Consider the following 20,174-nt stretch of genomic DNA (forward strand, 5'->3'; position numbering starts at 1 on the left):
CGCTGCCCGGCCCCGCGCTGCCCGGCCCCGCGCTGCCCGGCCCCGCGCTGCCCGGCCCCGCGCTGCCCGGCCCCGCGCTGCCCGGCCCCGCGCTGCCCGGCCCCGCGCCGCCCGGTCCGCGCCGCTCGCCCTGCGCGGGCACCCGGACCCGCGCCGCCCGGTCCGCGCCGCCCGGCCCGTCAGGAAACCGCACTTACAATGAAAGAGTGGCCTCCCCGACGTGGGAGGCCACTCTTTCCTTGTTCTTGCGCGGATCTTGGGGCGCGCGGGGCATGCGGGGCGCGCGGGTGGGTGAGCGCTGGGTCAGCGGCCGGCGGGCTTGAGGCCGAGCGGCTTGCCGAGCAGGGACTCGCGGCGTACCGCGAGCCGGTCCGCGACCTGGCCCAGCGCCTTCGAGGCCGGGGCGTCCGGCTCGGCCAGCACGATCGGGTGACCGGCGTCGCCACCCTCCCGGACCCGGGTGTCGAGGGGGATCTGCCCCAGCAACGGCACCTGCGCGCCGATCGTCCGGCTCAGCGAGTCGGCGACCGTCTGGCCGCCACCGGCGCCGAAGACCTCCATCCGCGAGCCGTCGGGCAGCTCCAGCCAGGCCATGTTCTCGATCACGCCGACCACCCGCTGGTGGGTCTGCAGGGCGATCGCGCCGGCCCGCTCGGCCACCTCGGCGGCTGCGGCCTGCGGGGTGGTCACCACCAGAATCTCGGCGTTGGGCAGCAGTTGGGCCACCGAGATGGCGATATCGCCGGTGCCCGGGGGCAGGTCGAGCAGGAGGACGTCCAGATCACCCCAGTAGACATCGCCGAGGAACTGCTGCAACGCCCGGTGCAGCATCGGGCCGCGCCACACCACGGCCGCGTTGCCCGGGGTGAACATGCCGATCGAGATGACCTTCACACCGTGCGCCTGCGGCGGCATGATCATGTCCTCGACCCGGGTGGGCTTGCCGTCCGCGCCGAGCATCCGGGGCACCGAGTGGCCGTAGATGTCCGCGTCGACCACGCCGACGGACAGACCGCGGGCGGCCAGCGCGGCGGCCAGGTTGACCGTGACGCTGGACTTGCCGACGCCGCCCTTGCCGCTGGCGACCGCGTAGACGCGGGTGCGGGAGCCGGGCTGGGCGAACGGGATGACCGGCTCCTGCGAGGCCGCGCCGCCGCGCAGCTTCGTCTGGAGCTCCTGACGCTGCTCGGAGCTCATCACACCGAACTCGATCTCGACACCCGTCACACCGGGCACGGCGCTGACAGCAGCGGTGATGTCGCTGCGCAACTTGTCCTTCAGCGGGCAGCCGGCCACGGTGAGCAGCAGCTCGACGCGGACGACGCCGTCTTCGCCGATCACGGCGGAGCGGACCATGCCGAGGTCCGTGATCGGGCGGCGGATCTCCGGGTCGTTGACGGTGGCCAGGGCGGCCTGGATCGCGTCGGAGACGGTGCTGACGGGTGCTGACATGCCGGCAATGTTACGTCGGCGGCGATCCGTTCCCGCCGCCAGCGCGGCCGGGTGTGAGGGAATCGATCGTCACCGCCGACGCACCCGGCGGAGGCGGGACGGGTCAGCCCTCCGGACGGCCGTCCCGGGCGTGGTCGCCGTCCAGGTCGTCGCGGGGCTCGTCGAGTGGCGGCTCCCCGCCGCCGGGGCGCCGGGCCGCCCGCTCCTGCTGCCGGCGTTCCAGCTTCTGCCGGCGCTGCGCCGCCTCGTCCAGTTCCTCGGCCAACCGGGCCAGCTCCGAACGGAGGAAGTCCCGGGTGGCCACCTCGCCCATCGCGATCCGCAACGCGGCGATCTCCCGCGCCAGGTACTCGGTGTCCGCTTTCTGCATGGTCGCCCGACGCCGGTCCTCCTCCAGCGCCACCCGGTCCCGGTCGGCCTGCCGGTTCTGCGCGAGCAGGATCAGCGGGGCCGCGTACGACGCCTGGAGCGACAGCACCAGGGTGAGGAAGGTGAACGTGTACGGGTCGAAGCGCAGGTTCGCCGGGGCCAGGGTGTTCCAGACGAACCAGGCGGCGATCACCACCGTCATGTAGACGATGAAGACGGCGGTGCCCATGCCCCGGGCGATCCCCTCGGACCACCGGCCGAACGCCTCCGGGTCGAAGCGGGGCAGCTTGACACCCCGGGGCTCGCGCGGCTGGTCCAGCCGTTCGGCCCGTCGCTGCTCAGCCATCTCCGCCGTCCAGCGTCTCCCCGGCGGGGCCCGGGGCCGGCACGGCGTCCCGGTCCCGCCAGTCGCGGGGCAGCGAGTGGTCCAGCACGTCGTCCACGGTCACCGCGCCCACCAGCCGGTTGTTCCGGTCCACCACCGGCATCGCCACCAGGTCGTACGTGGCCATCCGGCGGGTGATCTCCGGCAGCGGGGTGGTCGGGCGCAGCGGGTCGATGTCGTTGACCACCACCCCGCCGAGCAGATCGGCCGGCGGTTCCCGGAGCAGCCGCTGGAAGTGCACCATGCCCAGGTAACGACCGGTCGGGGTGGTCATCGGGGCGCGGGCGACGAAGACCTGCGCGGCCACTGCGGGGGAGAGCTGCTCCTCCCGGATACGGGCCAGCGCCTCGGCGACGGTGGCGTCCGGGGGCAGGATCACCGGCTCGGAGGTCATCACGCTGCCGGCGGTGCCGGAGGCGTACCGGAGCAGTTGGCGTACCGGGTCGGCCTCGTTCGGCTCCATCAGGTCCAGCAGCACGTCCTGCTCCGGCGGGGGCAGCTCGTTGAGCAGGTCGGCGGCGTCGTCCGGGTCCATCTCCTCCAGCACGTCGGCGGCCCGCTCCCGGTCCAGCGCGGCGAGGATCTCCACCTGGTCGTGCTCGGGCAGCTCGCTGAGGACGTCGGCGAGGCGCTCGTCGTCCAGCGCGGCGGCGACCTCGTTGCGCCGGGCGTCGGGGAGGTCCTGCAGGGCGTTGGCCAGGTCCGCCGGGCGCATGTCCTCCAGCACGGAGAGCAGGTTGGCCGTACCCCGGTTGTCGGCGATGCCGCTGAGACCGCGCACCCGGTCCCACTCGACCTGGTGGAGGTGGCCGCGACGGGTGAGCCGGTTGCTCTGCTCGCGGACGGCGACCCGGGACAGCGACCACTCGCCGCCCCGGCTGCGCTCCATCGCGACGTCGACCACCGCGCCCGGCTGGCCGCCCGGTTCGAGCTGGACCCGCCGGTCCAACAGTTCCTGGAGGACGAGCAGTTCGTTCGGGCGCTTCTCGAAGCGGCGCAGGTTGAGGGTGCCGCTGCCGAGAACGACCGCGTCCGCGTCGATGGAGGTGATCCGGTTGATGGAGAGGAAGATCCGCCGCCGCATCGGCATCTCGGCGACCAGTCCCACCACCTCGGGCGGGCGCTGTGTCGGCCGGATCCGGGCCACCGCGTCGCGGACCCGTCCCACCTGGTCGCCGTTGGGGTCGAAGACGGCGACTCCGGCGAGTCGAGCGATGTAGACCCGGTTCGGCGTGCTCACGGGCACCAGCCTAAGCGCCTAGTGTTTATCAACATGTCGACCTTGGCCTACGAGATCGTGGACGTCTTCACCGACCGCCCGTTCGCCGGCAACCCGCTGGCGGTGGTGTTCGGCGCCGAAGGGCTGGCCACCGAACAGATGCAGGCGCTCGCGCTGGAGTTCAACCTCTCGGAGACGGTGTTCGTGCTGCCACCGACACAGGTCGGCGCCACCTACCGGGCCCGGATCTTCACCCCGGCCGAGGAACTGCCGTTCGCCGGGCACCCCAGCGTCGGCGCGGCGGTCACCGCGAGCCGGCGCGGGATGTTCGACGTGGGCCAGGTCACCCAGGAGTGCGCCGCCGGGGTGCTCCCGATCGAGGTCACCGCGACCGGGGCCACGCTGACCGGTGGCACCCCCACCCTCGGCCCGGAACTCGATCCCGAACCGCTGCTGGAGATGGCCGGACTGCGCCCCGAGGACCATGCCGGCCCGGCCCCCCGGGTCGCCGGCTGCGGCCTGGAGTTCCCCTACCTTCCGGTACGCCCGGACGCGGTGGCGCGCGCCCGGGTGAACGCGGTCGCGGCGGCGCGGTACGGGGTGGAGCATGTCAGCGTCTTCTCCTGGGACGCCGCTTCGCAAACCGCGCACGCCCGGGTCTTCGTGCCCGGACTGGGCGTGCCGGAGGATCCGGCGACCGGCTCGGCGGCCCTCGGGCTCGGCGTCTGGCTGATCGCCAGCGGGCTGCTCCCCGGCGAGGGACGCTCCGCGTACGCGGTCCGCCAGGGCATCGAGATGCGCCGCCCCTCGGCGCTGGCCTGCACCGTGACCGCGACCGGGGGTGCGGCGGTGGGCGCCACCGTCTCGGGTCAGGTGATGCCGGTCGCCAGGGGCGAGATCATCGTTCCGCCGTTCATCGGCTGAGCCGGCCGGCGAGGTCCCGCACCGAGGTGGCGTCGGCAACGTCGGCCGGTCGGGTCGGCGGGCCCGCCGGCGGTCTCCCGTACGTCGCCGCCCTGCCGCTGCTCGCCACCTTGCCGCTGCTCGCCACCTTGCCGCTGCTCGCCACTTTGCCGCTGCCCGCCGCCCGCCGCGTCGGGTCCGGTGGCGCCGGTCATCCCGGTGCCGCCGGTCGCGCTGCCTCCGCCAGCCGACCTGGCCCTCGAAGCCGCTACGGACTTGATGGCGCAGATGGATCGGCGGTGCTCCCGTCAGCCCGTCGCCGCTCGCCATCCGATCCATCGCTGAGATCAGGTCCGTAGCGGCCCGACAACACCTCTGGGGCAGCCGTCGGGCGGCGTCCGCTCCCGCTGCCCGTCGGGAGCACCGGCCGACGGCGCACGCGGGGCTCGGGCGGCGGAGCCGTCAGGTTGCACCTGGGCGGGCGGCAGCGGGCGGACGGCAGTGGGCGGTACCGTGCCGCTGGGCGGTACGGCTTCGCCGGCCGGTGCGGGCGACGTACGAGAGGATGCCGGTGTGACGGACAAGGTGGACGCCCCCGTGTCGACTCCCCTGGTCGACGAGGCGATGAAGAAGGCCGCCGTCTGCTGGGTGAGCGTCGGTGACGGCCCGGCGGTGGCGCTGTGGTGCGTACCGCTGGAGGGATCGCTCTTCGTGGTCAGCGGGTCGGGCGAGCAGTCCGCGCCAGGGCTCGCCGACGCCGCCGAGGCCCGGGTGACGCTGCGTGGCGACCACGGCGGGCGGATCGTGACCTGGCCGGCCCGGGTGGTTCGACTGGTCCCGGGCACCGAGGAATGGGAGACCTCCGCTCCGCTGGTGGCGGCCAAGCGGCTCAACGCGCCGGGGCCGACGGCCGACCTGGTCGCCCGCTGGGCGGCTGACGGCTGCGCGTTGAACCGCCTCGTCCCGGCCGGTACGCCGGACGCCGGCGACGCGCTGCCGGACGCCTCACTCGCCGAGGAGCCACGCGGGGCCACCGTCGTCCGGGTGACCCGCAAGCCGTTCCGCCTGCACCGGGTTCGCCGCCGCTGACGGTCCGGCCGCGCCGCCGGGCCGGTTCGCCGGGGCGCACCGGGAGGCCGGTCGGCTCAGCAGGCCGCAGGTACGGCGTCGACCAGCTCGACCGCTTCGCTGAGCGAGCCGACGACCGGCCCGTCCCAGTTCCGCTCGGTGTCGAAGACCAGGTGACCGGCCAGGTCGGGGGCGGCGAGCCGGACCGCCGTCATCCCGGCTCGCCGCGCCCCGCTGAGCTCCTGGCTGCCGCCGTCACCGACGTAGAGGCAGTCCTGCGGGCGTACGTCGAGGCGGTGGCAGGCGGCCAGGTAGAGCGCCGGGTCGGGTTTGCACCGACCGAGCTGGACGGAGTAGACCCGTACGTCGAGGAGCGGGGCGACCGCCAACTGCGGCAGGAACGCGGGCAGCTCGTGGGTGCAGTCGCTGATCACCCCGGTGCGTGCCCCCCGTCGGCGCAGCTCGGCGAGGGCGGAGACCGCGTCCTCGCGCAGCCGGGTGTCGGCGCGGACCGCCCGGTGCCGGGACGCCACCGCCGCGCGTACGGCGGTGTCCGAGGGGTGCACGCCGGCCTGCGCGCAGACCCAGCGCAGGGTCGCCTCGGCGGTGCCGTGGCGGCCGCTGGCCCGTTGGTAGAAGGTCCGGTCGAGTACGGCGGTGAGGGTGCTCTCCGGGCAGCCGAGCAGTTCGGCGGTCATCCGGTGGGCCGAGCCGCGTTGCACGCAGCGGGTGAGGGTGCCGAAGAAGTCGAACAGCACAGCGTGGTACCTGGGCATGGGGGAGCGCCTCCGGACGTCGAGGGGGAGGGAAGTCGCCGGCGCGGACCCGCTTGATCGTAACGGACCGATGACGCACAGTGGTGCCCGGCGCTGTGTGAGGATTGCTCTCCGTGCCGTCCACCCCGCACCGCCCACCGATGGACCCGCTGACCGTCGGGGTCCTCGTGCTCGCCGTGGCCGCGGTCTCGTCCTCGGCCCCGCTGATCGCCTTCGCGGCGGCCCCCGCGCTGGCCGTCGCGTTCTGGCGCAACCTGCTCGCCGTCGCCGTGATCGGCCCGTTCTCGCTGGCCCGCCGCCGGGCCGAGTTCCGGGCGCTGACCGTGGGAGAGGGCCGGCGGGAGGGCTGGTACTGCGTGCTCTCCGGGGTGGCGCTCGCCGCCCACTTCGCCACCTGGATGCCGAGCGCGCAACTCACGTCGGTCGCGGCGGCCACCGCGCTGGGCGCCACCCAGCCGGTCTGGCAGGGGCTCATCGCCCGCTGGCAGGGCCGGCACCTGCCGTACGCCGTCTGGGCCGGCATCGCGGTGGCGGTGACCGGCGCGGTGCTGGCGACCGGCGCGGACTTCGCCGTCTCCGGGCGGGCCTTCGCCGGTGATCTGCTGGCGGTGACCGGCGGGATGTTCGCCGCCGTCTACACCGCCTTCGGCGAGCGGGCCCGGACCACCATCAGCACCGCCACCTACACCACCATCTGCTACGGGGTCTGCGCGGCGATCCTGCTGGTGGTCTGCCTGGTCGGCGGGGTACGGCTGCACGGCTACGACTCCGGCACCTGGCTGGCGATCCTCGGCCTGGTCGCCGGCGCGCAGTTGCTCGGGCACTCGATGTTCAACTACGCCCTGCGCCGGATCTCCGCCACCACGGTCAGCGTGCTGGTCCTGCTGGAGGCCCCCGGGGCCGCCCTGATCGCCTGGGCGTGGCTGGGCCAGCTGCCCCGCCCGCTCGCCCTGCCCGGGCTGGCCCTGCTGCTCGCCGGGGTGGCCGTGGTGGTGCTCGGCGGCGCCCGTGCCGGCCGCCGCCCCGAACCCGCGCCGGTCCCCGCCGACGCCGCCCCACCCACCGGCTGACCGGAAGCCCGCCCGACGTGCCTGCCGCCGGTCCGCCCCGCGTCCGGCCCCGGCGGCGCTGTTCGGCCGGCCCGGCGGGTCAGACCTCGTGCACCTCGATCACCCGAGCGACCGGGGCCGCGTCCCCGAGTGCGGCCCGCAGGGCCAGCGCCTCGTCCTCGTACCGGCGGGAGGCCTCCGGGTCGTCCAGGGAGAACTCGACGAGGGCCACCAGCAGCAGGCCGCTCATGCGTCGATGCCGACGGCCTTGGCGCTCGCCGTCCAGAGCCGGGCGGCGAGCTGCGGGTCGGCCGCCTTGGGCCAGGGCCGGCGCAGCCGCCGGTCGGCGTAGTAGGCGCCGTCGACCAGTCGGGACGGGTCCTGGTGGGCGAGCCAGACCAGCGTCTCGGCACCCTTCTCCGGGCTGCGGAACGGCATGATGCGCATGCCGAGGGCGACGATCCGGCTGTCCGCGCCGAACCGGGTGCGCACCACCCCCGGGTGGAAGCAGTACGACCCGACGTCCGGCCAGCGCTGGGCCGCCTCGGCGGTGAACAGGATGTTCGCCTGCTTGCTGGTGCCGTACGCCTGGATCGGCCGGTAGCGGCGCAACGGGGCGTTCAGGTCGTCCGGGTCGAGCGCCCCGCTGCGGTGCGCCCCGGAGGCGGTGACCACCATCCGGCCGATCCGGTCGCGCAGCAGGTTGCTGAGCAGGAACGGGGCCAGGTGGTTGGCCTGGATCGACAGCTCGAAGCCGTCCACCGTCGTGAGCGGTTCCAGCACGATCGCCCCGGCGTTGTTGGCGAGCACGTCGATCCGGTCGTACGCCGCGCGCAGCCGCTCGGCGAGCCCGCGTACGTCGTCCAGGACGGCGAAGTCGGCACGGAACAACTCGGGACGCTCGCCGCTGGCCTCGCGTACCCGGTCGCCGGCGGCCTGGAGCCGGGCCGGGTCCCGCCCGACCAGCACGACCTGGTCACCCCGGCAGGCCAGCGCCACGGCGGCGGCCAGGCCGATGCCGGAGCTGGCCCCGGTCACCACCACGATCCGGCGCCCAGTGAGATCTTCCACAGGTCCATTCACCCCGGTCACGGCACGAGGTTACCGTGGCGTCACCACGCCCTTTGGGATCGTTAAGTCTTCGGTTTTCATTCATCAGGCGTCGGCGTTTCCGCCGGACGCTGGAAGGAGCGCATCCATGGCCGCTGTCGGTCGCCCCCGCCGGTCCTGCCTCGCCGTGCCGGGTTCCAGCGTCAAGATGCTCGGCAAGGCCCAGGGCCTCCCGGCCGACCAGGTCTTCCTCGACCTGGAGGACGCGGTGGCCCCGCTCGCCAAGCCGGACGCCCGCAAGAACATCGTCGCCACGCTCAACGAGGGCGACTGGTCCGGCAAGACCCGGGTGGTCCGGGTGAACGACCTGACTACGCCGTGGACCTACCGGGACGTCATCGAGGTGGTCGAGGGCGCCGGCGCGAACCTCGACTGCATCATGCTGCCGAAGGTGCAGAACGCCGCCCAGGTGCACTGGCTGGACATGACGCTGACCCAGATCGAGAAGACCCTCGGCCTGGAGGTCGGCCGGATCGGCATCGAGGCGCAGATCGAGAACGCCGCCGGCCTGGTGAACGTCGACGCCATCGCCGCCGCCTCGCCCCGGGTGGAGACCATCATCTTCGGCCCGGCCGACTTCATGGCTTCGATCAACATGAAGTCGCTGGTGGTCGGCGCGCTGATCCCGGACTACCCGGGTGACCCGTACCACTACATCCTGATGCGGATCCTGATGGCCGCCCGGATGCACGACAAGCAGGCCATCGACGGCCCGTTCCTGCAGATCCGCGACGTCGACGCGTTCCGCGAGGTGGCCAAGCGCTCGGCGGCGCTGGGCTTCGACGGCAAGTGGGTGCTGCACCCGGGCCAGATCGACGCCGCCAACGAGGTCTACTCGCCGGCCCAGGCCGACTACGACCACGCGGAGCTGATCCTCGACGCGTACGACTGGTACACCTCGGAGGCCGGCGGGAAGCTCGGCGCGGTGATGCTCGGCGACGAGATGATCGACGAGGCGTCCCGCAAGATGGCCCTGGTGATCGCCGCCAAGGGCCGGGCCGCCGGGATGACCCGCACCTCCATCTTCACCCCGCCCTCGGAGTGAGCCGTACACCGCCGCCCCGGGGCGACCGGGGCGGCGGCGCCGGTCAGTAGGTGCTGCGGTCGTAGTCCGACGGGTCCTGGTTGGCCGCCCAGACGACGAGCACCACGATGGCGATGGTGGCCAGCAGCGCGATCACGGTGGCGATCCAACCGACGATGATGCCGGCGGTGGCGAAGCCCTCGCCGCCTTCACCCTTCTCCCGGATCTGCTTGCGGGAGACGTGGCCGAGGATCGCGCCGATGAGCCCGATCCAGCCGCCGAGCCCGTACCCGCAGAGGCCGAGCGCACCGAGGATCGAGACGACCATCGCGGCGATGGCCAGCCCGTTGGTCTGTGGGGCGGGCGGGTAGCCGTACCCGGGGTAGCCGGCCGGGGGCGGGTAGCCGTGCGGCGCGTACGGATCGACCGGAGCTGCCTGCGGCGGCACGGCGGCGTACGGGTCCGGCGGGGCGTACGGGTCCTTGCCCGTCGGCTGCGCCGGGATCGGCTGGCCGCTGACCGGCATGGTCGGGTCGCCGGACGGGTTGCTCCAGCCGCCGGACGGTGGGGGATAGCTCATCAGGTCTTCTCCGTCGCGTGTAGGTGCGCCGTCAGGGTAGTCAGCCCGGCGCAAACCCGGAGTCCCCCCGTTGTGCCGCGTTGCCCGGGCCGCCCCGAGCGGGCAGGATCGCGGCATGGTTATCGACGCGCGTGGCGCCGACCGTTCCGGCAGCCGACCGAGGCGGGACGTGAGCCGTCCCGGGCTGGCCCGGCGCACCCGTGCCGTCCCCGCCGCGACGGTCCCCGGCCAGGACGAGCCGGCCCCGCTGGTCGAACCGGTGACCATGCGCCTGGACGGCCGGGTGGCCCTGGTCACCGGGGCGGGCAGCCCTGACGGCATCGGGTACGCGACCGCCCGCCGGCTGGCCGACCTGGGCGCCCGGGTGGCGATCGTCTCCACCACCCGCCGGATCCACGAGCGGGCCGGTGAGCTGGGGGTGACCGGTTTCGTCGCCGACCTCACCGACGAGTCGGAGGTGGGCGCGCTCGCCGACGCGGTGGCCGAGCAGCTCGGTGACGTCGAGGTGCTGGTCAACAACGCCGGCCTGGCGAGCCGGGCCAGCCCGGAGGTGCTGCGCCCGGTGGCGCAGCTCAGCTACGACGAGTGGCGCGGCGAGATCGACCGGAACCTCACCACCGCCTTCCTGTGCAGCCGCGCCTTCATCGGCGGGATGGCCGAGCGCGGCTGGGGGCGGATCGTGAACCTCGCGGCGACCGCCGGCCCGGTGAACGCGCTGCCCACCGAGGCGGCGTACGCGGCGGCGAAGGCGGGCGTGGTGGGGCTGACCCGGGCGCTGGCGATGGAGATGATCGCCGACGGGGTGACCGTGAACGCGGTGGCCCCGGGCACCATCTACACCGCGGCCTCCACGGTCGCCGAGGTCAAGCAGGGAATGGGCACCCCGGTCGGCCGCCCCGGCACGCCGGACGAGGTGGCTGCGGCGATCGCCTTCCTCTGTTCGCCGGCCGCCTCGTACATCACCGGGCAGATGCTGGTGGTGGACGGCGGCAACAGCGTCCGGGAGGCGCAGTTCCGCTGAACCGGCCGATCAGTACGTGGTGCCGTCGCCGGAGCCGGCCCAGATGGCGAAGCCGATCCAGCCGCAGCAGGCCAGCAGGCCGATCACGGTGAAGGCGTAGCTGAGCACCAGTCCCCAGGTGGCGAGCTGGTCGCCCTCCTCGCCGGTCCGCTTGATCTGTCGCTTGGCGAGGTGGCCCAGGACGATCCCGGCCGGGGCGAAGACGAAGGCGAGGACCAGCGACAGGATCGCCAGGGTGTTCGGCCCGCCGCCACCCTGCGGCGGGCCGTACTGCCCGTACGGCCCCTGTGGCGGGTACGGCGGCGGCTGCCCCCACGGTTGCTCCGGCCGCCCCCACGGCTGGTCGGGCGGCTGCTGGCCCCAGCGCGGCTGCTCGCCGGCCCCACCGGGCGGCTCGTACGGCGACGGCGGCTGCTCCGGCTGCTCCGGCTGCGTCTCACCCCAGCGCTGCTCCGGTTGCCCCCACTGCGGCTGCTCCGACTCGCCGGATGGTGGATGACTCATCTCCGCTCACCCTTTCCGCCGCAGGTCGAAGCGCCTTTCTCTTGCGGACGCTACCCGGAGCGGTGAACCTTTTCACAGCGGTTGTGTGGACTGGTCACCTTGGCGCGGCAGGCCCGGGGGCCGATACTGACCGAGCGTTCAGTTACCCATGAGTAATGCGCCGATCCCCCGGAGGCTGAGATGGCCCGACTCGCCCAGACGCCCGGCCTGACCGACGTGCAGCGGTCGATCCTGGAAACCGTCCGGGAGTTCGCCGACAAGGAAATCATCCCGCACGCGCAGCGGCTGGAGCACGCCGACGAGTACCCCACCGACATCCTCGACGGGATGCGCGAGATGGGCCTCTTCGGTCTCACCATCGACGAGGAGTTCGGCGGGCTCGGTGAGTCCCTGCTGACCTACGCCCTGGTCGTCGAGGAGCTGTCGCGCGGCTGGATGTCGATCTCCGGCATCGTCAACACCCACTTCATCGTGGCGTACCTGATCTCCCAGCACGGCTCGCCGGAGCAGAAGGCCCGGCTGCTGCCGCGGATGGCCACCGGTGAGGTGCGCGGTGCGTTCTCGATGTCCGAGCCGGAGTGCGGCTCCGACGTCTCGGCGATCAAGTCGAAGGCCGTCCGCGACGGCGACAACTTCGTGCTCAACGGCCAGAAGATGTGGCTGACCAACGGGGCCTATTCCTCGGTGGTGGCGACCCTGGTCAAGACGGACACCGGCGCCGACTCCGTCTACGGCAACATGAGCACCTTCCTGCTGGAGAAGGAGCCCGGCTTCGGCGAGACCGCGCCCGGCCTGACCATCCCCGGCAAGATCGACAAGATGGGCTACAAGGGCGTCGAGACCACCGAGATGGTGCTCGACGGTGTGACCGTTCCGGAGAGCGCGGTGCTCGGTGGCGCGGACAAGGTCGGTCGCGGCTTCTACCAGATGATGGACGGCATCGAGGTCGGCCGGGTCAACGTCGCCGCCCGCGCCTGCGGCATCTCCATCCGCGCCTTCGAGCTCGCCGTCGCGTACGCCCAGCAGCGCCGCACCTTCGGCAAGCCGCTGGCCGGGCACCAGGCCGTCGCCTTCAAGCTCGCCGAGATGGGTACGAAGATCGAGGCCGCGCACGCCCTCATGGTCAATGCGGCCCGACTCAAGGACGCCGGCCAGCGCAACGACGTCGAGGCCGGCATGGCCAAGCTGCTCGCCTCCGAGTACTGCGCCGAGGTCGTCCAGGAGGCGTTCCGCATCCACGGCGGCTACGGCTACTCCAAGGAGTACGAGATCGAGCGGCTGATGCGGGAGGCTCCGTTCCTGCTGATCGGCGAGGGCACCTCGGAGATCCAGAAGACGATCATCTCCCGGGGTCTGCTCAAGGAGTACAAGCTCTGACCGGCGCGCCGGTCACCGGCCGGTCGTCGGCGCGGTGGTCGGCTCCGTCCCGGCGGCGGGAGCCGGCTCCGGGGCGGTGACCGGCAGTCCCATCCCCAGCACCTCCGGCCGGGACCGGTAGTGCTCGATCGCGGCGATCAGCCGCTCCTCGGGCACTGCCGTGTCCCGGCCACCCACCACCGGCGCGGGCTCCAGCGAGAGCCACCTCACCGGCCGTAGTCGGACGCCGTTGATCCGGCCGTCCCGCTTGTGCGGGGCGACCCGGTCGATGTTCGTCCAGTCGTACAGCCGGCGGCCGTACCGGATGCCGCTCGCGGTGAGCGCCAGCCGGCCGGTGAACCGAGCCTCCTCGTAGGCGGCCCGGCCCAGCCACGCCGCGAACCCGCAGATCAGCGCCACCCGGGCGACCTCGGCCCACCGGGCATCGGTGGGCAGCAGGGACAGCCCGGTCAACCAGGCCGGCGTGATCCACACCAGGTCGGCGACGCGGTCGGCCCAACCGGCCAGCGACCGGCGGGCCACCAGCCCGGGCTCCACCGCGTCCCGACCGGCCACCCGCAGCCGCCAGGTCAGCCGGGCGTCCCGCCGGGGCCACCACCGCCGCGCCAACTGCTGCGCGCCGATCATCAGCCAGAGCCCGCAGGCCGCACCGCCGACGTCGAACCGGGTTACCCGCAGCAGCGGCGCGGCCACCGCCGCCGTGACCCCCACGGCCAGAGTGAGCGAGAGCAGCCGGCGCGACCAGAGTCCGTCACCGAGGGGCGGTGCGCGTAGCGATCGGCGGGAGGGCATGCCCGGCAGGGTACGTCCAGCCAGCCAGCCAGCCAGCCAGCCAGCTCAGCGCCGCGTGCCGGATTCAGTGCCCTGTGCCGGCTCGGTACCGCCGGTTCAGCGCCGAGCGCCGGTTCGCGGCAGCGGTGCGACGGCCGGTCGGTGGTGTTTCGGCTCGGTCGGCCATCTTTCGGCCGCCCGGGCGGGGGCGGCTCAGCCGAGCCGGGTCAGGCCGGCGGCGGCGCGCTCGACGATCAGGCAGCGGTCCTCGACGTAGTCCATACCCGCCTCCTCGGCGATCCGCCGCGCCTCGCTCGAGACGATGCCCAGCTGGAGCCAGACCGCCGGCGCACCGATCGCTGCCGCGTCGCGGACGACCTGCACGGCGTCCGCCGCCGGCCGGAACACGTCCACCAGATCCACCGGGTGCGGGATGTCGGCCAGCGACGGGTACGCCTTCTCGCCGAGGAGTTCGTCCACCGTCGGGTTGACCGGGATGATCCGCCAGCCGTACCGCTGCATCTGCAACGGGACACTGTGCGCGGCCTTGCGGGGGTCGCGGGACGCGCCCACGACGGCGATCACGGCCGAGTCGGCGAGGATCTGCTGAGCGCTACGCATCCGCCGACTCTAACTCGGTGTCCCGGGCCCGGCCGTCGCGAGTGCCGGCAGCGTCGGCGCGGTCGGCTACCGCAGCGACCAGTGCCGCGCCACCGCGCCGGGCAGCGCCAGCGGCAGGGGTGGAGTCGCTGGCGCTGCCCGGCGGGATGCCCTCGTCCGGGGGAGCGGAGAGGAGGGTTTCCCAGTGCACGGGATCCATTCGAACATGCGTACGAACGATCCGCAAGTGACCCGCCGGACACCGGTCCCCGCGGCCGGCCGTCAGGTGGAGGATGGGGGGCATGGAAAGGTCGACCTTCGTCTACGACGGGGACTGCGCGTTCTGCACCCGGTGCGCCGAGTTCATCGAGCGGCGCATCCCCACCGCCGCCCGGGTGGTGCCCTGGCAGTTCGCCGACCTCGACGCGCTCGGGCTGACCGAGGCCGAGTGCGAGGATGCGGTGCAGTGGGTCGGCGCCGACGGCTCCCGGGCCGCCGGGCCGGACGCGATCGCCCGGCTCCTCGGCGACAGCGGCGCGCTCTGGCGGGTCGCCGGGGCCGGCCTGCGCATCCCCCCGGTGCGCCTCGCCGCCTGGCCCGCGTACCGCTGGGTGGCCCGCAACCGGCACCGGCTGCCCGGCGGCACGGCTGCCTGCGCCGTGCCCTCCGCCCGCCGCGACTGACCGCGCGGGACGGCCGGTCAGCCGGCGACGCCGCCGCAGGCGGTCCCGTCGACGGTGCAGGCCGTCGGCGCGGACGTCTGCGGCGGCCCGGTCACCCGGAAGGTCACCCGGACCTGGCCCTGCCCGGCCACCCTGCCGGTCGTGCCGTCCGGGACGAACGTCCAGGTCGCACCGCTGCCGGTGGCGTACGCGCCGGCGACGTGGGTGACGCCGAGGGAGTCCCGGGGCAGCGTCAGGACCAGCGTCCAGCCGGTCACCGGGACGGGCCCCGGGTTGCTGATCGTCACGGCGGCGCTGTAGTTGAGCAGCTGGGGTTTCTCGATCGCGAAGTCGGCGTCCAACGCCGCCGGTGCCGGCGGCGCTGGGCGTGACGGCGCCGCGCCGTTTGGCGTCCCGGCCGGAGTTGCGGTGGGCGACGGGCGGGTGGTGGGCGGCCGTCGCGGCCCGGCGGACGGGCGGGGGGAGACCGACGGCGGGGGGACGGACGGTCCCGCCGTGCTTCGCGTCCTTGCCGGCTCCGGCACGATCACCGCTCCGCCGCGTGGGGCCGGGTCCTGGGCCGCCGGCGCCAGCCGCTCCGGGGCCCGTAGTACCGCGGCCACCAGCAGCACCGTCGCGACCACCACGGCCAGCACGGCGAGCACCGACCAGCCGAGCAGCCGTGAGCCGCCGCCACCGCCGGTGAGGGCCCGCCGAACCGCCGCGGGCACCGTGGCGGCCAGGTCCAGCACGACGACGGCCCTGGTGCGCCGTGGTCGGGGCGTCGTCGCCTGCACAGGCTCTCCCGTCGGGTGCGTCCGGCCGGCCGGGCCGGACGCCCACCGCGCCCGCCAGCGCGGTGAGCAGCGTCTGAAGCAGTTCCGGGGCGGTCGACCTGCGGCGGCAGCTCCGGTACATCGATCAACCCCGCCCGCGACAGTACGTCGAGCGGACCCTGGATGGTCCCAGGGGGCAGGCGTCAGATCGGTGGTGGTCTCCGCGACCGGGAGCGGTCGACGGTGACGCGGCAGGCTCCCGGCCTGCTCGGGAAGCTCCCGCACGTCGGGCGGGGACGGTCAAGGCGCAGTGGCGGGGCGTGTTGAGGATCCGCCGCCATGAAGGTGCAGCGGCGCGGGACGCAGCTCGGCACCTGCGGCGGCGGAGGGCTGCCCGCCGGGCTCGTCGACCGGGGTCCCCGGATCCCGCCGGCGCAGCCGGTCGAGCGGGCGGAGCTTCTCCAGCGGCAGGAAGCTGGTCATCGCCACCAGGTGCGGGGCGAACGAGATGGTGATCGTCGCCATGGTGACCAGGTGGAACGAGTAGAAGAAGCCGATGGTCGCGTGCCGCCAGCGCTCCGGTAGCCGGAACACCAGCGGGCTGAGCAGCTCGAAGGCGAGGATGCCGAACTGGGCCACGATCAGCAGGTACGGCACCTGGGCGATCAGGTCGGCCAGGTCGGTGCCGCGTCGGATGATCGCCCGGGCGAGCACCGACCCGGTCGCCCAGTCCGGCCCGCCGAAGCGCAGCTTGGCCCAGGCGGCCAGGAAGTACGTGCAGATCACCGCGATCTGGGTGACCCGCACCGCCCACCCGCCGGCCTCGGAGCGGGTCGGGTCCCCGTGCCGGGCACGGCCGGCGGTGGGCAGGGCGGCCAGCGCGACCAGGAGCGCGAAACGGTCGTGGTCGACCTTTCCGTAGCTCATCGCGACGATCATCCACTCGAAGTAGAGGGCGAAGACCGTCCAGCCGAGCAGCCGGGGCGCGCGGCCGGTGGCGGCGAGCAGGGCGAGCGCGAGCAGGATCCAGAAGACCACCGCGACCAGTCCCGGCGTCGGGGTCGGCAGCGGTAGCAGCCGGCCGATCAGCAGCGGCTGGTAGAGCTCGCCCGGGACGTCGACCCGGGTGCGTACCCAGGGCGTGAAGATCACCAGGTCGGCGGCGACGAAGAGGTAGACCAGGGTGCGGAAGGCGGCGACCCGGCCGCGGGGGACCGGCTCGGTCAGCCACCGGATCATCGGGACGCCTGCCAGCGTACGGCGGTCTCGTCGGTCCAGGTGCCGGTCGGGCGGCCCTGGCGGATGCCGTACCAGCGGACCACGATCCGCACCTCGACCAGTTCGGGGGCGTCGGGGTGCCGTTCGGCGTACGCCTCGACGACCTGGCGCAGCCGGCTCGGGTCGGCGGCGTACCGGCCCTGCTGGCCCTCGATCTCGGCCCGGCGGATGCCGGTGGCCTCCTGGCCGAGCGCGACCACGGTGCCGGCGCGGTCCACGCCCTCGACCCGGGTGTCGGGGGCGGCGGCGTCCGCCGGCACCGACGTGGAGTACATCCGGAAGGGCCCGAACGGGAAGTGGTCGTCGACGCCCCGGACCGTGCCCGCGAGCAGCAGCGCGAGGCCGAGCGCGGTGGCACCCAGCCGGGCCAGGCGACCGTGGGTGGTCAACGTGTCCACGGATCGTGACGATACCGGGATCGGGTCACCCGGGCGTCGTTCCGTGAGTCGCTACCGACTCGCGTGTCGTGGGCACGACGATGGCCGGGCCCGCGCTGCGGCGGGCCCGGCCGTGGTCGGTGTGCTCAGTGCTTGTGTTCGGCCAACTGCTTGCGGACGTCGTCCATGTCCAGCGCCCGGACCTGCTCGATCAGGTTCTCCAGGGCCGACTCGGGCAGCGCGCCCGGCTGGGCGAAGACGATCACGCCGTCCCGGATCGCCATGATCGTCGGGATGGAGCGGATGTCGAACTTGGCGCCCAGTTCCTGCTGCGCCTCGGTGTCGACCTTGCCGAAGACGATGTCCGGGTGCTTCTGCGAGGAGCGCTCGTAGACCGGGGCGAACCGCTTGCACGGGCCGCACCACTCGGCCCAGAAGTCGACGAGCACGATGCCGTCGCTCTCGGTCACCTCGTCGAAGTTGGCCGTGGTCAGCTCAACCGTTGCCATTGCACTCTCCGATCAGCGCGGATTACTTCCGTCCCATAGAACCAGGGCCGTCCCGGTTGAATTCCCGGCCCGGGAGGGTCGAAACCGGGCGAGCGCTTGTGGCCCGGCCCGCAGCTGGATCGGACCATCTGTCGGGTCCGGTGCTGCGGAACGCAAATGCAACACGCACTTGCTTAACGTGATGTGATGGGAGCGCTTCCAGGGAGATCGGCGCGATTGGTGACTACGAACCAGTAACTTGCGGGTTGACAAGCGAGGATCCGGCCTGCGGAGATCGCTTTTGTCCGGGGCGATCGTCACTCTGGGTGATGTAACAAAAAGGTAAATGTGATGTCCGTCTCTGTCGATAAGGCGTGGCCGTACGGCAGAATCTTGGGCATCAGAGCGTGGGCGGCGGGTGCCGGGGAGGGCCCCGCCGCTCATTGCGTCTCCCCTCGGGTGGCGCCCGGTGTGACATTTCCGCCCGGCCAGCGCCCCCGACACCTCCTTAACAAGCGGTAAGGCATGCTGTGGCGAACTCGTCGCCGCCCGTCGAAGGGGACCAGGATGCAGTTCGGCCGCTACTACGAGGAGTTCGAGGTCGGCGCGGTGTACCGGCACTGGCCGGGCAAGACCGTCACCGAGTACGACGACCACCTCTTCTGCCTGCTCACCATGAACCACCACCCGTTGCACATGGACGCCCACTACGCCGAGTCGGCGACCCACTTCAAGCGCAACGTCGTGGTCGGCAACTACATCTACTCGCTGCTGCTGGGCATGTCCGTGCCGGACGTCAGCGGCAAGGCGATCGCCAACCTGGAGGTCGAGTCGCTGCGGCACGTCGCCCCGACCTTCCACGGCGACACCATCTACGGCGAGACCACCGTGCTCGACAAGCGCGAGTCCGGCTCGAAGCCGGACCGGGGCGTCGTGTCGGTGGAGACCCGCGGCTACAACCAGGACGGAACCATGGTCTGCGTCTTCCGCCGCAAGGTCATGGTCCCCAAGAAGGAGTACGCCGCCGCGGCGGCGCCCGAGGGGGTCGACCCCGAGCGGCCCAGCTTCCCCGAGCCCCGCTGAGCGCGGCCCACGCGTCACCACGGGCCCCTTCCCCACCGGAACCGGCGGGGAAGGGGCCCGTGCCGCCCCCGGCGGCTTATGCTGGCGCCGGAGGTCTTCAGATGAGCCACTCCCTCGCCGGAGAGCCGCCCTCTGCCGGACGCCGTGCCGCCCCGGCGACCACCGCCGTCTACTCCGCCGCCGAGTGGGACCTGCTGACCACCCTGCCCGGCCGGGTGCTCGTGGCCGCGGCCTCGCCCACCCCGGGTCGGCCACCCCGTGACGTCGCCGCCGGACTCGCCGGACTCGACGCGGTCGCCGCCGGCCGGGCCTCCGACAGCGATCTCGTCCGCGCCGTCGTCGCGGCGATCTACGCCCGGCACGACGGCGCGCCGGCCCCGGCCGACCGGCTCGCCGACCTGGTGGACCTGCTGGCCGCCTGCCGCGCGGCGGTACGGGTGCTGCGCCGGCGCGCCGACCCGGCCGACTCGGCCGCGTACCGGCAGTGGCTGGAGTCGGTGGCCGCCCGGGTGTGCCACGCCGGTGACCTCACCGGTCCCGCCGACCGGCGGTTCCTCCAGCGGCTCGGCGGCGCCCTGGAGCTGCGGTGACCAGGGTGGCGTCGGGCGGTCGCCCGGCGCTGCGTACCCTCTTGTGACCGTGACCGAGGACCAGCTCGACGTGGGGGTCGGCCCGTGGCCCGGCGACCTGCCGGACGACCCCCGGTACGACCCGGAGCTGCTCGCCCACGGCGACCGGCGCAACGTGGTCGACCGCTACCGGTACTGGCGGCGGGAGGCCGTGGTCGCGGATCTCGACGAGCGCCGGCACGACTTCCACGTGGCGATCGAGAACTGGCAGCACGACTTCAACATCGGCACGGTGGTCCGCAACGCGAACGCCTTCCTCGCCGCCGAGGTGCACATCGTCGGGCTGCGCCGCTGGAACCGGCGGGGCGCCATGGTGACCGACCGCTACCAGCACGTCCGGCACCATCCGACGATCGAGGAGTTCGTCGGCTGGGCGGCCGGGGTGGGCCTGCCGGTGGTGGGCATCGACAACCTCCCGGGCTCCCGACCGTTGGAGACCACCACCCTGCCCCGGCGGTGCGTGCTCCTGTTCGGTCAGGAGGGGCCCGGCCTCTCCGACCCGGCCCGCGCCGCCTGCGACCAGCTCTTCTCGATCGCCCAGTACGGCTCGACCCGGTCGATCAACGCCGGGGTGGCCAGCGGTATCGCCATGCACGCCTGGATCCGCGCCCACGCCGGCCCGACGCCGGCCTGACCGTGCCACCACCGGCCCCGGCGACCGGTCCGACCGCCG

The 20,174-nt window shown here is 73.4% G+C and carries 24 protein-coding genes; 10 read left to right on the top strand and 14 right to left on the bottom strand.

Annotated elements, in window-relative coordinates; translation table 11 throughout:
* Nucleotides 1-303: 303 nt before the first annotated feature.
* From GA0070560_RS05290 to GA0070560_RS05300, 3 genes are all read right to left on the bottom strand, one after another.
* Entirely contained in the window at nt 304-1,452 is a 1,149-nt protein-coding gene (locus GA0070560_RS05290; protein WP_091292067.1) for an Mrp/NBP35 family ATP-binding protein, read from the bottom strand.
* A gap of 103 nt (nt 1,453-1,555) precedes the next feature.
* Entirely contained in the window at nt 1,556-2,167 is a 612-nt protein-coding gene (locus tag GA0070560_RS05295) for a DUF1003 domain-containing protein (protein ID WP_091292069.1), read from the bottom strand.
* Nucleotides 2,160-3,446, bottom strand: a complete 1,287-nt coding sequence (locus GA0070560_RS05300; protein ID WP_091292935.1) for a magnesium transporter MgtE N-terminal domain-containing protein — start codon at nt 3,444-3,446, stop codon at nt 2,160-2,162. The genes GA0070560_RS05295 and GA0070560_RS05300 overlap by 8 nt, the downstream gene beginning before the upstream one ends.
* Before the next feature lie 33 nt (nt 3,447-3,479).
* Between GA0070560_RS05300 and GA0070560_RS05305 the strand changes: the two genes are divergently transcribed.
* Nucleotides 3,480-4,349, top strand: coding sequence for a PhzF family phenazine biosynthesis protein (locus GA0070560_RS05305; protein ID WP_091292071.1), 870 nt, complete (start codon nt 3,480-3,482; stop codon nt 4,347-4,349).
* A gap of 603 nt (nt 4,350-4,952) precedes the next feature.
* On the top strand, nt 4,953-5,417 hold the full coding sequence (locus GA0070560_RS05310; RefSeq protein ID WP_170839311.1) for a hypothetical protein: 465 nt from the start codon (nt 4,953-4,955) through the stop codon (nt 5,415-5,417).
* Between the two features lie 56 nt (nt 5,418-5,473).
* Here the strand turns inward: GA0070560_RS05310 and GA0070560_RS05315 are convergent, their stop codons facing one another.
* On the bottom strand, nt 5,474-6,172 hold the full coding sequence (locus tag GA0070560_RS05315; protein WP_091292077.1) for an HAD family hydrolase: 699 nt from the start codon (nt 6,170-6,172) through the stop codon (nt 5,474-5,476).
* Nucleotides 6,173-6,285: 113 nt separating this feature from the next.
* Between GA0070560_RS05315 and GA0070560_RS05320 the strand changes: the two genes are divergently transcribed.
* The gene (locus tag GA0070560_RS05320) at nt 6,286-7,242 is read left to right on the top strand and encodes a DMT family transporter (RefSeq protein WP_091292079.1); all 957 of its coding nucleotides are present in this window, start codon (nt 6,286-6,288) and stop codon (nt 7,240-7,242) included.
* 79 nt (nt 7,243-7,321) lie between these two features.
* On the opposite strand, the gene GA0070560_RS28595 is transcribed toward GA0070560_RS05320, so the two are convergent.
* Together GA0070560_RS28595 and GA0070560_RS05325 are read right to left on the bottom strand one after the other, a co-directional pair.
* The gene (locus GA0070560_RS28595; RefSeq protein ID WP_170839295.1) at nt 7,322-7,471 is read right to left on the bottom strand and encodes a hypothetical protein; all 150 of its coding nucleotides are present in this window, start codon (nt 7,469-7,471) and stop codon (nt 7,322-7,324) included.
* Nucleotides 7,468-8,292: an SDR family NAD(P)-dependent oxidoreductase gene (locus GA0070560_RS05325; RefSeq protein WP_091292082.1), complete on the bottom strand. Its 825-nt coding sequence runs from the start codon at nt 8,290-8,292 to the stop codon at nt 7,468-7,470. Before GA0070560_RS05325 ends, GA0070560_RS28595 begins: the two co-directional genes overlap by 4 nt.
* A 127-nt stretch (nt 8,293-8,419) precedes the next feature.
* Between GA0070560_RS05325 and GA0070560_RS05330 the strand changes: the two genes are divergently transcribed.
* Nucleotides 8,420-9,376 carry an HpcH/HpaI aldolase/citrate lyase family protein gene (locus GA0070560_RS05330; protein ID WP_091292085.1) on the top strand — a complete coding sequence of 319 codons (957 nt, stop codon included), beginning with the start codon at nt 8,420-8,422 and terminating at the stop codon, nt 9,374-9,376.
* Between the two features lie 43 nt (nt 9,377-9,419).
* Here GA0070560_RS05330 and GA0070560_RS05335 read toward each other — a convergent pair whose 3' ends face one another.
* Nucleotides 9,420-9,935: a DUF4190 domain-containing protein gene (locus GA0070560_RS05335; RefSeq protein WP_091292088.1), complete on the bottom strand. Its 516-nt coding sequence runs from the start codon at nt 9,933-9,935 to the stop codon at nt 9,420-9,422.
* Nucleotides 9,936-10,050: 115 nt separating this feature from the next.
* Here GA0070560_RS05335 and GA0070560_RS05340 point away from each other — a divergent pair, with 115 nt between their 5' ends.
* Nucleotides 10,051-10,956 carry an SDR family NAD(P)-dependent oxidoreductase gene (locus GA0070560_RS05340; RefSeq protein ID WP_091292091.1) on the top strand — a complete coding sequence of 302 codons (906 nt, stop codon included), beginning with the start codon at nt 10,051-10,053 and terminating at the stop codon, nt 10,954-10,956.
* Nucleotides 10,957-10,965: 9 nt separating this feature from the next.
* On the opposite strand, the gene GA0070560_RS05345 is transcribed toward GA0070560_RS05340, so the two are convergent.
* Entirely contained in the window at nt 10,966-11,460 is a 495-nt protein-coding gene (locus GA0070560_RS05345; RefSeq protein ID WP_091292094.1) for a DUF4190 domain-containing protein, read from the bottom strand.
* Nucleotides 11,461-11,640: 180 nt separating this feature from the next.
* Here GA0070560_RS05345 and GA0070560_RS05350 point away from each other — a divergent pair, with 180 nt between their 5' ends.
* Nucleotides 11,641-12,837, top strand: coding sequence for an acyl-CoA dehydrogenase family protein (locus GA0070560_RS05350; RefSeq protein WP_091292096.1), 1,197 nt, complete (start codon nt 11,641-11,643; stop codon nt 12,835-12,837).
* A 12-nt stretch (nt 12,838-12,849) separates the two neighbouring features.
* Here GA0070560_RS05350 and GA0070560_RS05355 read toward each other — a convergent pair whose 3' ends face one another.
* The gene (locus tag GA0070560_RS05355; RefSeq protein ID WP_139131445.1) at nt 12,850-13,629 is read right to left on the bottom strand and encodes a hypothetical protein; all 780 of its coding nucleotides are present in this window, start codon (nt 13,627-13,629) and stop codon (nt 12,850-12,852) included.
* 192 nt (nt 13,630-13,821) lie between these two features.
* The gene (locus GA0070560_RS05360; protein WP_091292102.1) at nt 13,822-14,229 is read right to left on the bottom strand and encodes a CoA-binding protein; all 408 of its coding nucleotides are present in this window, start codon (nt 14,227-14,229) and stop codon (nt 13,822-13,824) included.
* A gap of 281 nt (nt 14,230-14,510) precedes the next feature.
* Between GA0070560_RS05360 and GA0070560_RS05370 the strand changes: the two genes are divergently transcribed.
* A complete protein-coding gene (locus GA0070560_RS05370; RefSeq protein WP_091292107.1) occupies nt 14,511-14,891 on the top strand; it encodes a thiol-disulfide oxidoreductase DCC family protein in 381 nt (126 codons plus the stop codon).
* Between the two features lie 17 nt (nt 14,892-14,908).
* Here the strand turns inward: GA0070560_RS05370 and GA0070560_RS05375 are convergent, their stop codons facing one another.
* The 4 genes from GA0070560_RS05375 to trxA all read right to left on the bottom strand — a co-directional run bounded on the left by GA0070560_RS05375 (nt 14,909) and on the right by trxA (nt 17,810).
* The gene (locus GA0070560_RS05375; protein ID WP_139131446.1) at nt 14,909-15,667 is read right to left on the bottom strand and encodes a cellulose binding domain-containing protein; all 759 of its coding nucleotides are present in this window, start codon (nt 15,665-15,667) and stop codon (nt 14,909-14,911) included.
* 279 nt (nt 15,668-15,946) lie between these two features.
* Nucleotides 15,947-16,885 carry an HTTM domain-containing protein gene (locus GA0070560_RS05380; RefSeq protein WP_091292113.1) on the bottom strand — a complete coding sequence of 313 codons (939 nt, stop codon included), beginning with the start codon at nt 16,883-16,885 and terminating at the stop codon, nt 15,947-15,949.
* Nucleotides 16,882-17,322 carry a hypothetical protein gene (locus tag GA0070560_RS05385; RefSeq protein WP_091292116.1) on the bottom strand — a complete coding sequence of 147 codons (441 nt, stop codon included), beginning with the start codon at nt 17,320-17,322 and terminating at the stop codon, nt 16,882-16,884. The genes GA0070560_RS05380 and GA0070560_RS05385 overlap by 4 nt, the downstream gene beginning before the upstream one ends.
* Before the next feature lie 125 nt (nt 17,323-17,447).
* Nucleotides 17,448-17,810 (bottom strand): thioredoxin, encoded by a 363-nt coding sequence (gene trxA, locus GA0070560_RS05390; RefSeq protein ID WP_091292119.1) that lies wholly within the window; start codon nt 17,808-17,810, stop codon nt 17,448-17,450.
* A 546-nt stretch (nt 17,811-18,356) separates the two neighbouring features.
* Between trxA and GA0070560_RS05395 the strand changes: the two genes are divergently transcribed.
* The 3 genes from GA0070560_RS05395 to GA0070560_RS05405 all read left to right on the top strand — a co-directional run bounded on the left by GA0070560_RS05395 (nt 18,357) and on the right by GA0070560_RS05405 (nt 20,135).
* Nucleotides 18,357-18,872, top strand: coding sequence for a MaoC family dehydratase (locus GA0070560_RS05395; protein ID WP_091292121.1), 516 nt, complete (start codon nt 18,357-18,359; stop codon nt 18,870-18,872).
* A gap of 101 nt (nt 18,873-18,973) precedes the next feature.
* Nucleotides 18,974-19,462 (top strand): hypothetical protein, encoded by a 489-nt coding sequence (locus GA0070560_RS05400; protein ID WP_091292124.1) that lies wholly within the window; start codon nt 18,974-18,976, stop codon nt 19,460-19,462.
* 49 nt (nt 19,463-19,511) lie between these two features.
* Complete coding sequence (locus GA0070560_RS05405; protein ID WP_091292938.1) at nt 19,512-20,135, top strand: TrmH family RNA methyltransferase; 624 nt, start codon at nt 19,512-19,514, stop codon at nt 20,133-20,135.
* Nucleotides 20,136-20,174 lie beyond the last annotated feature (39 nt).

Origin of the sequence: Micromonospora halophytica, assembly GCF_900090245.1 — a bacterium.
In the GTDB taxonomy this organism is placed as follows: domain Bacteria; phylum Actinomycetota; class Actinomycetes; order Mycobacteriales; family Micromonosporaceae; genus Micromonospora; species Micromonospora halophytica.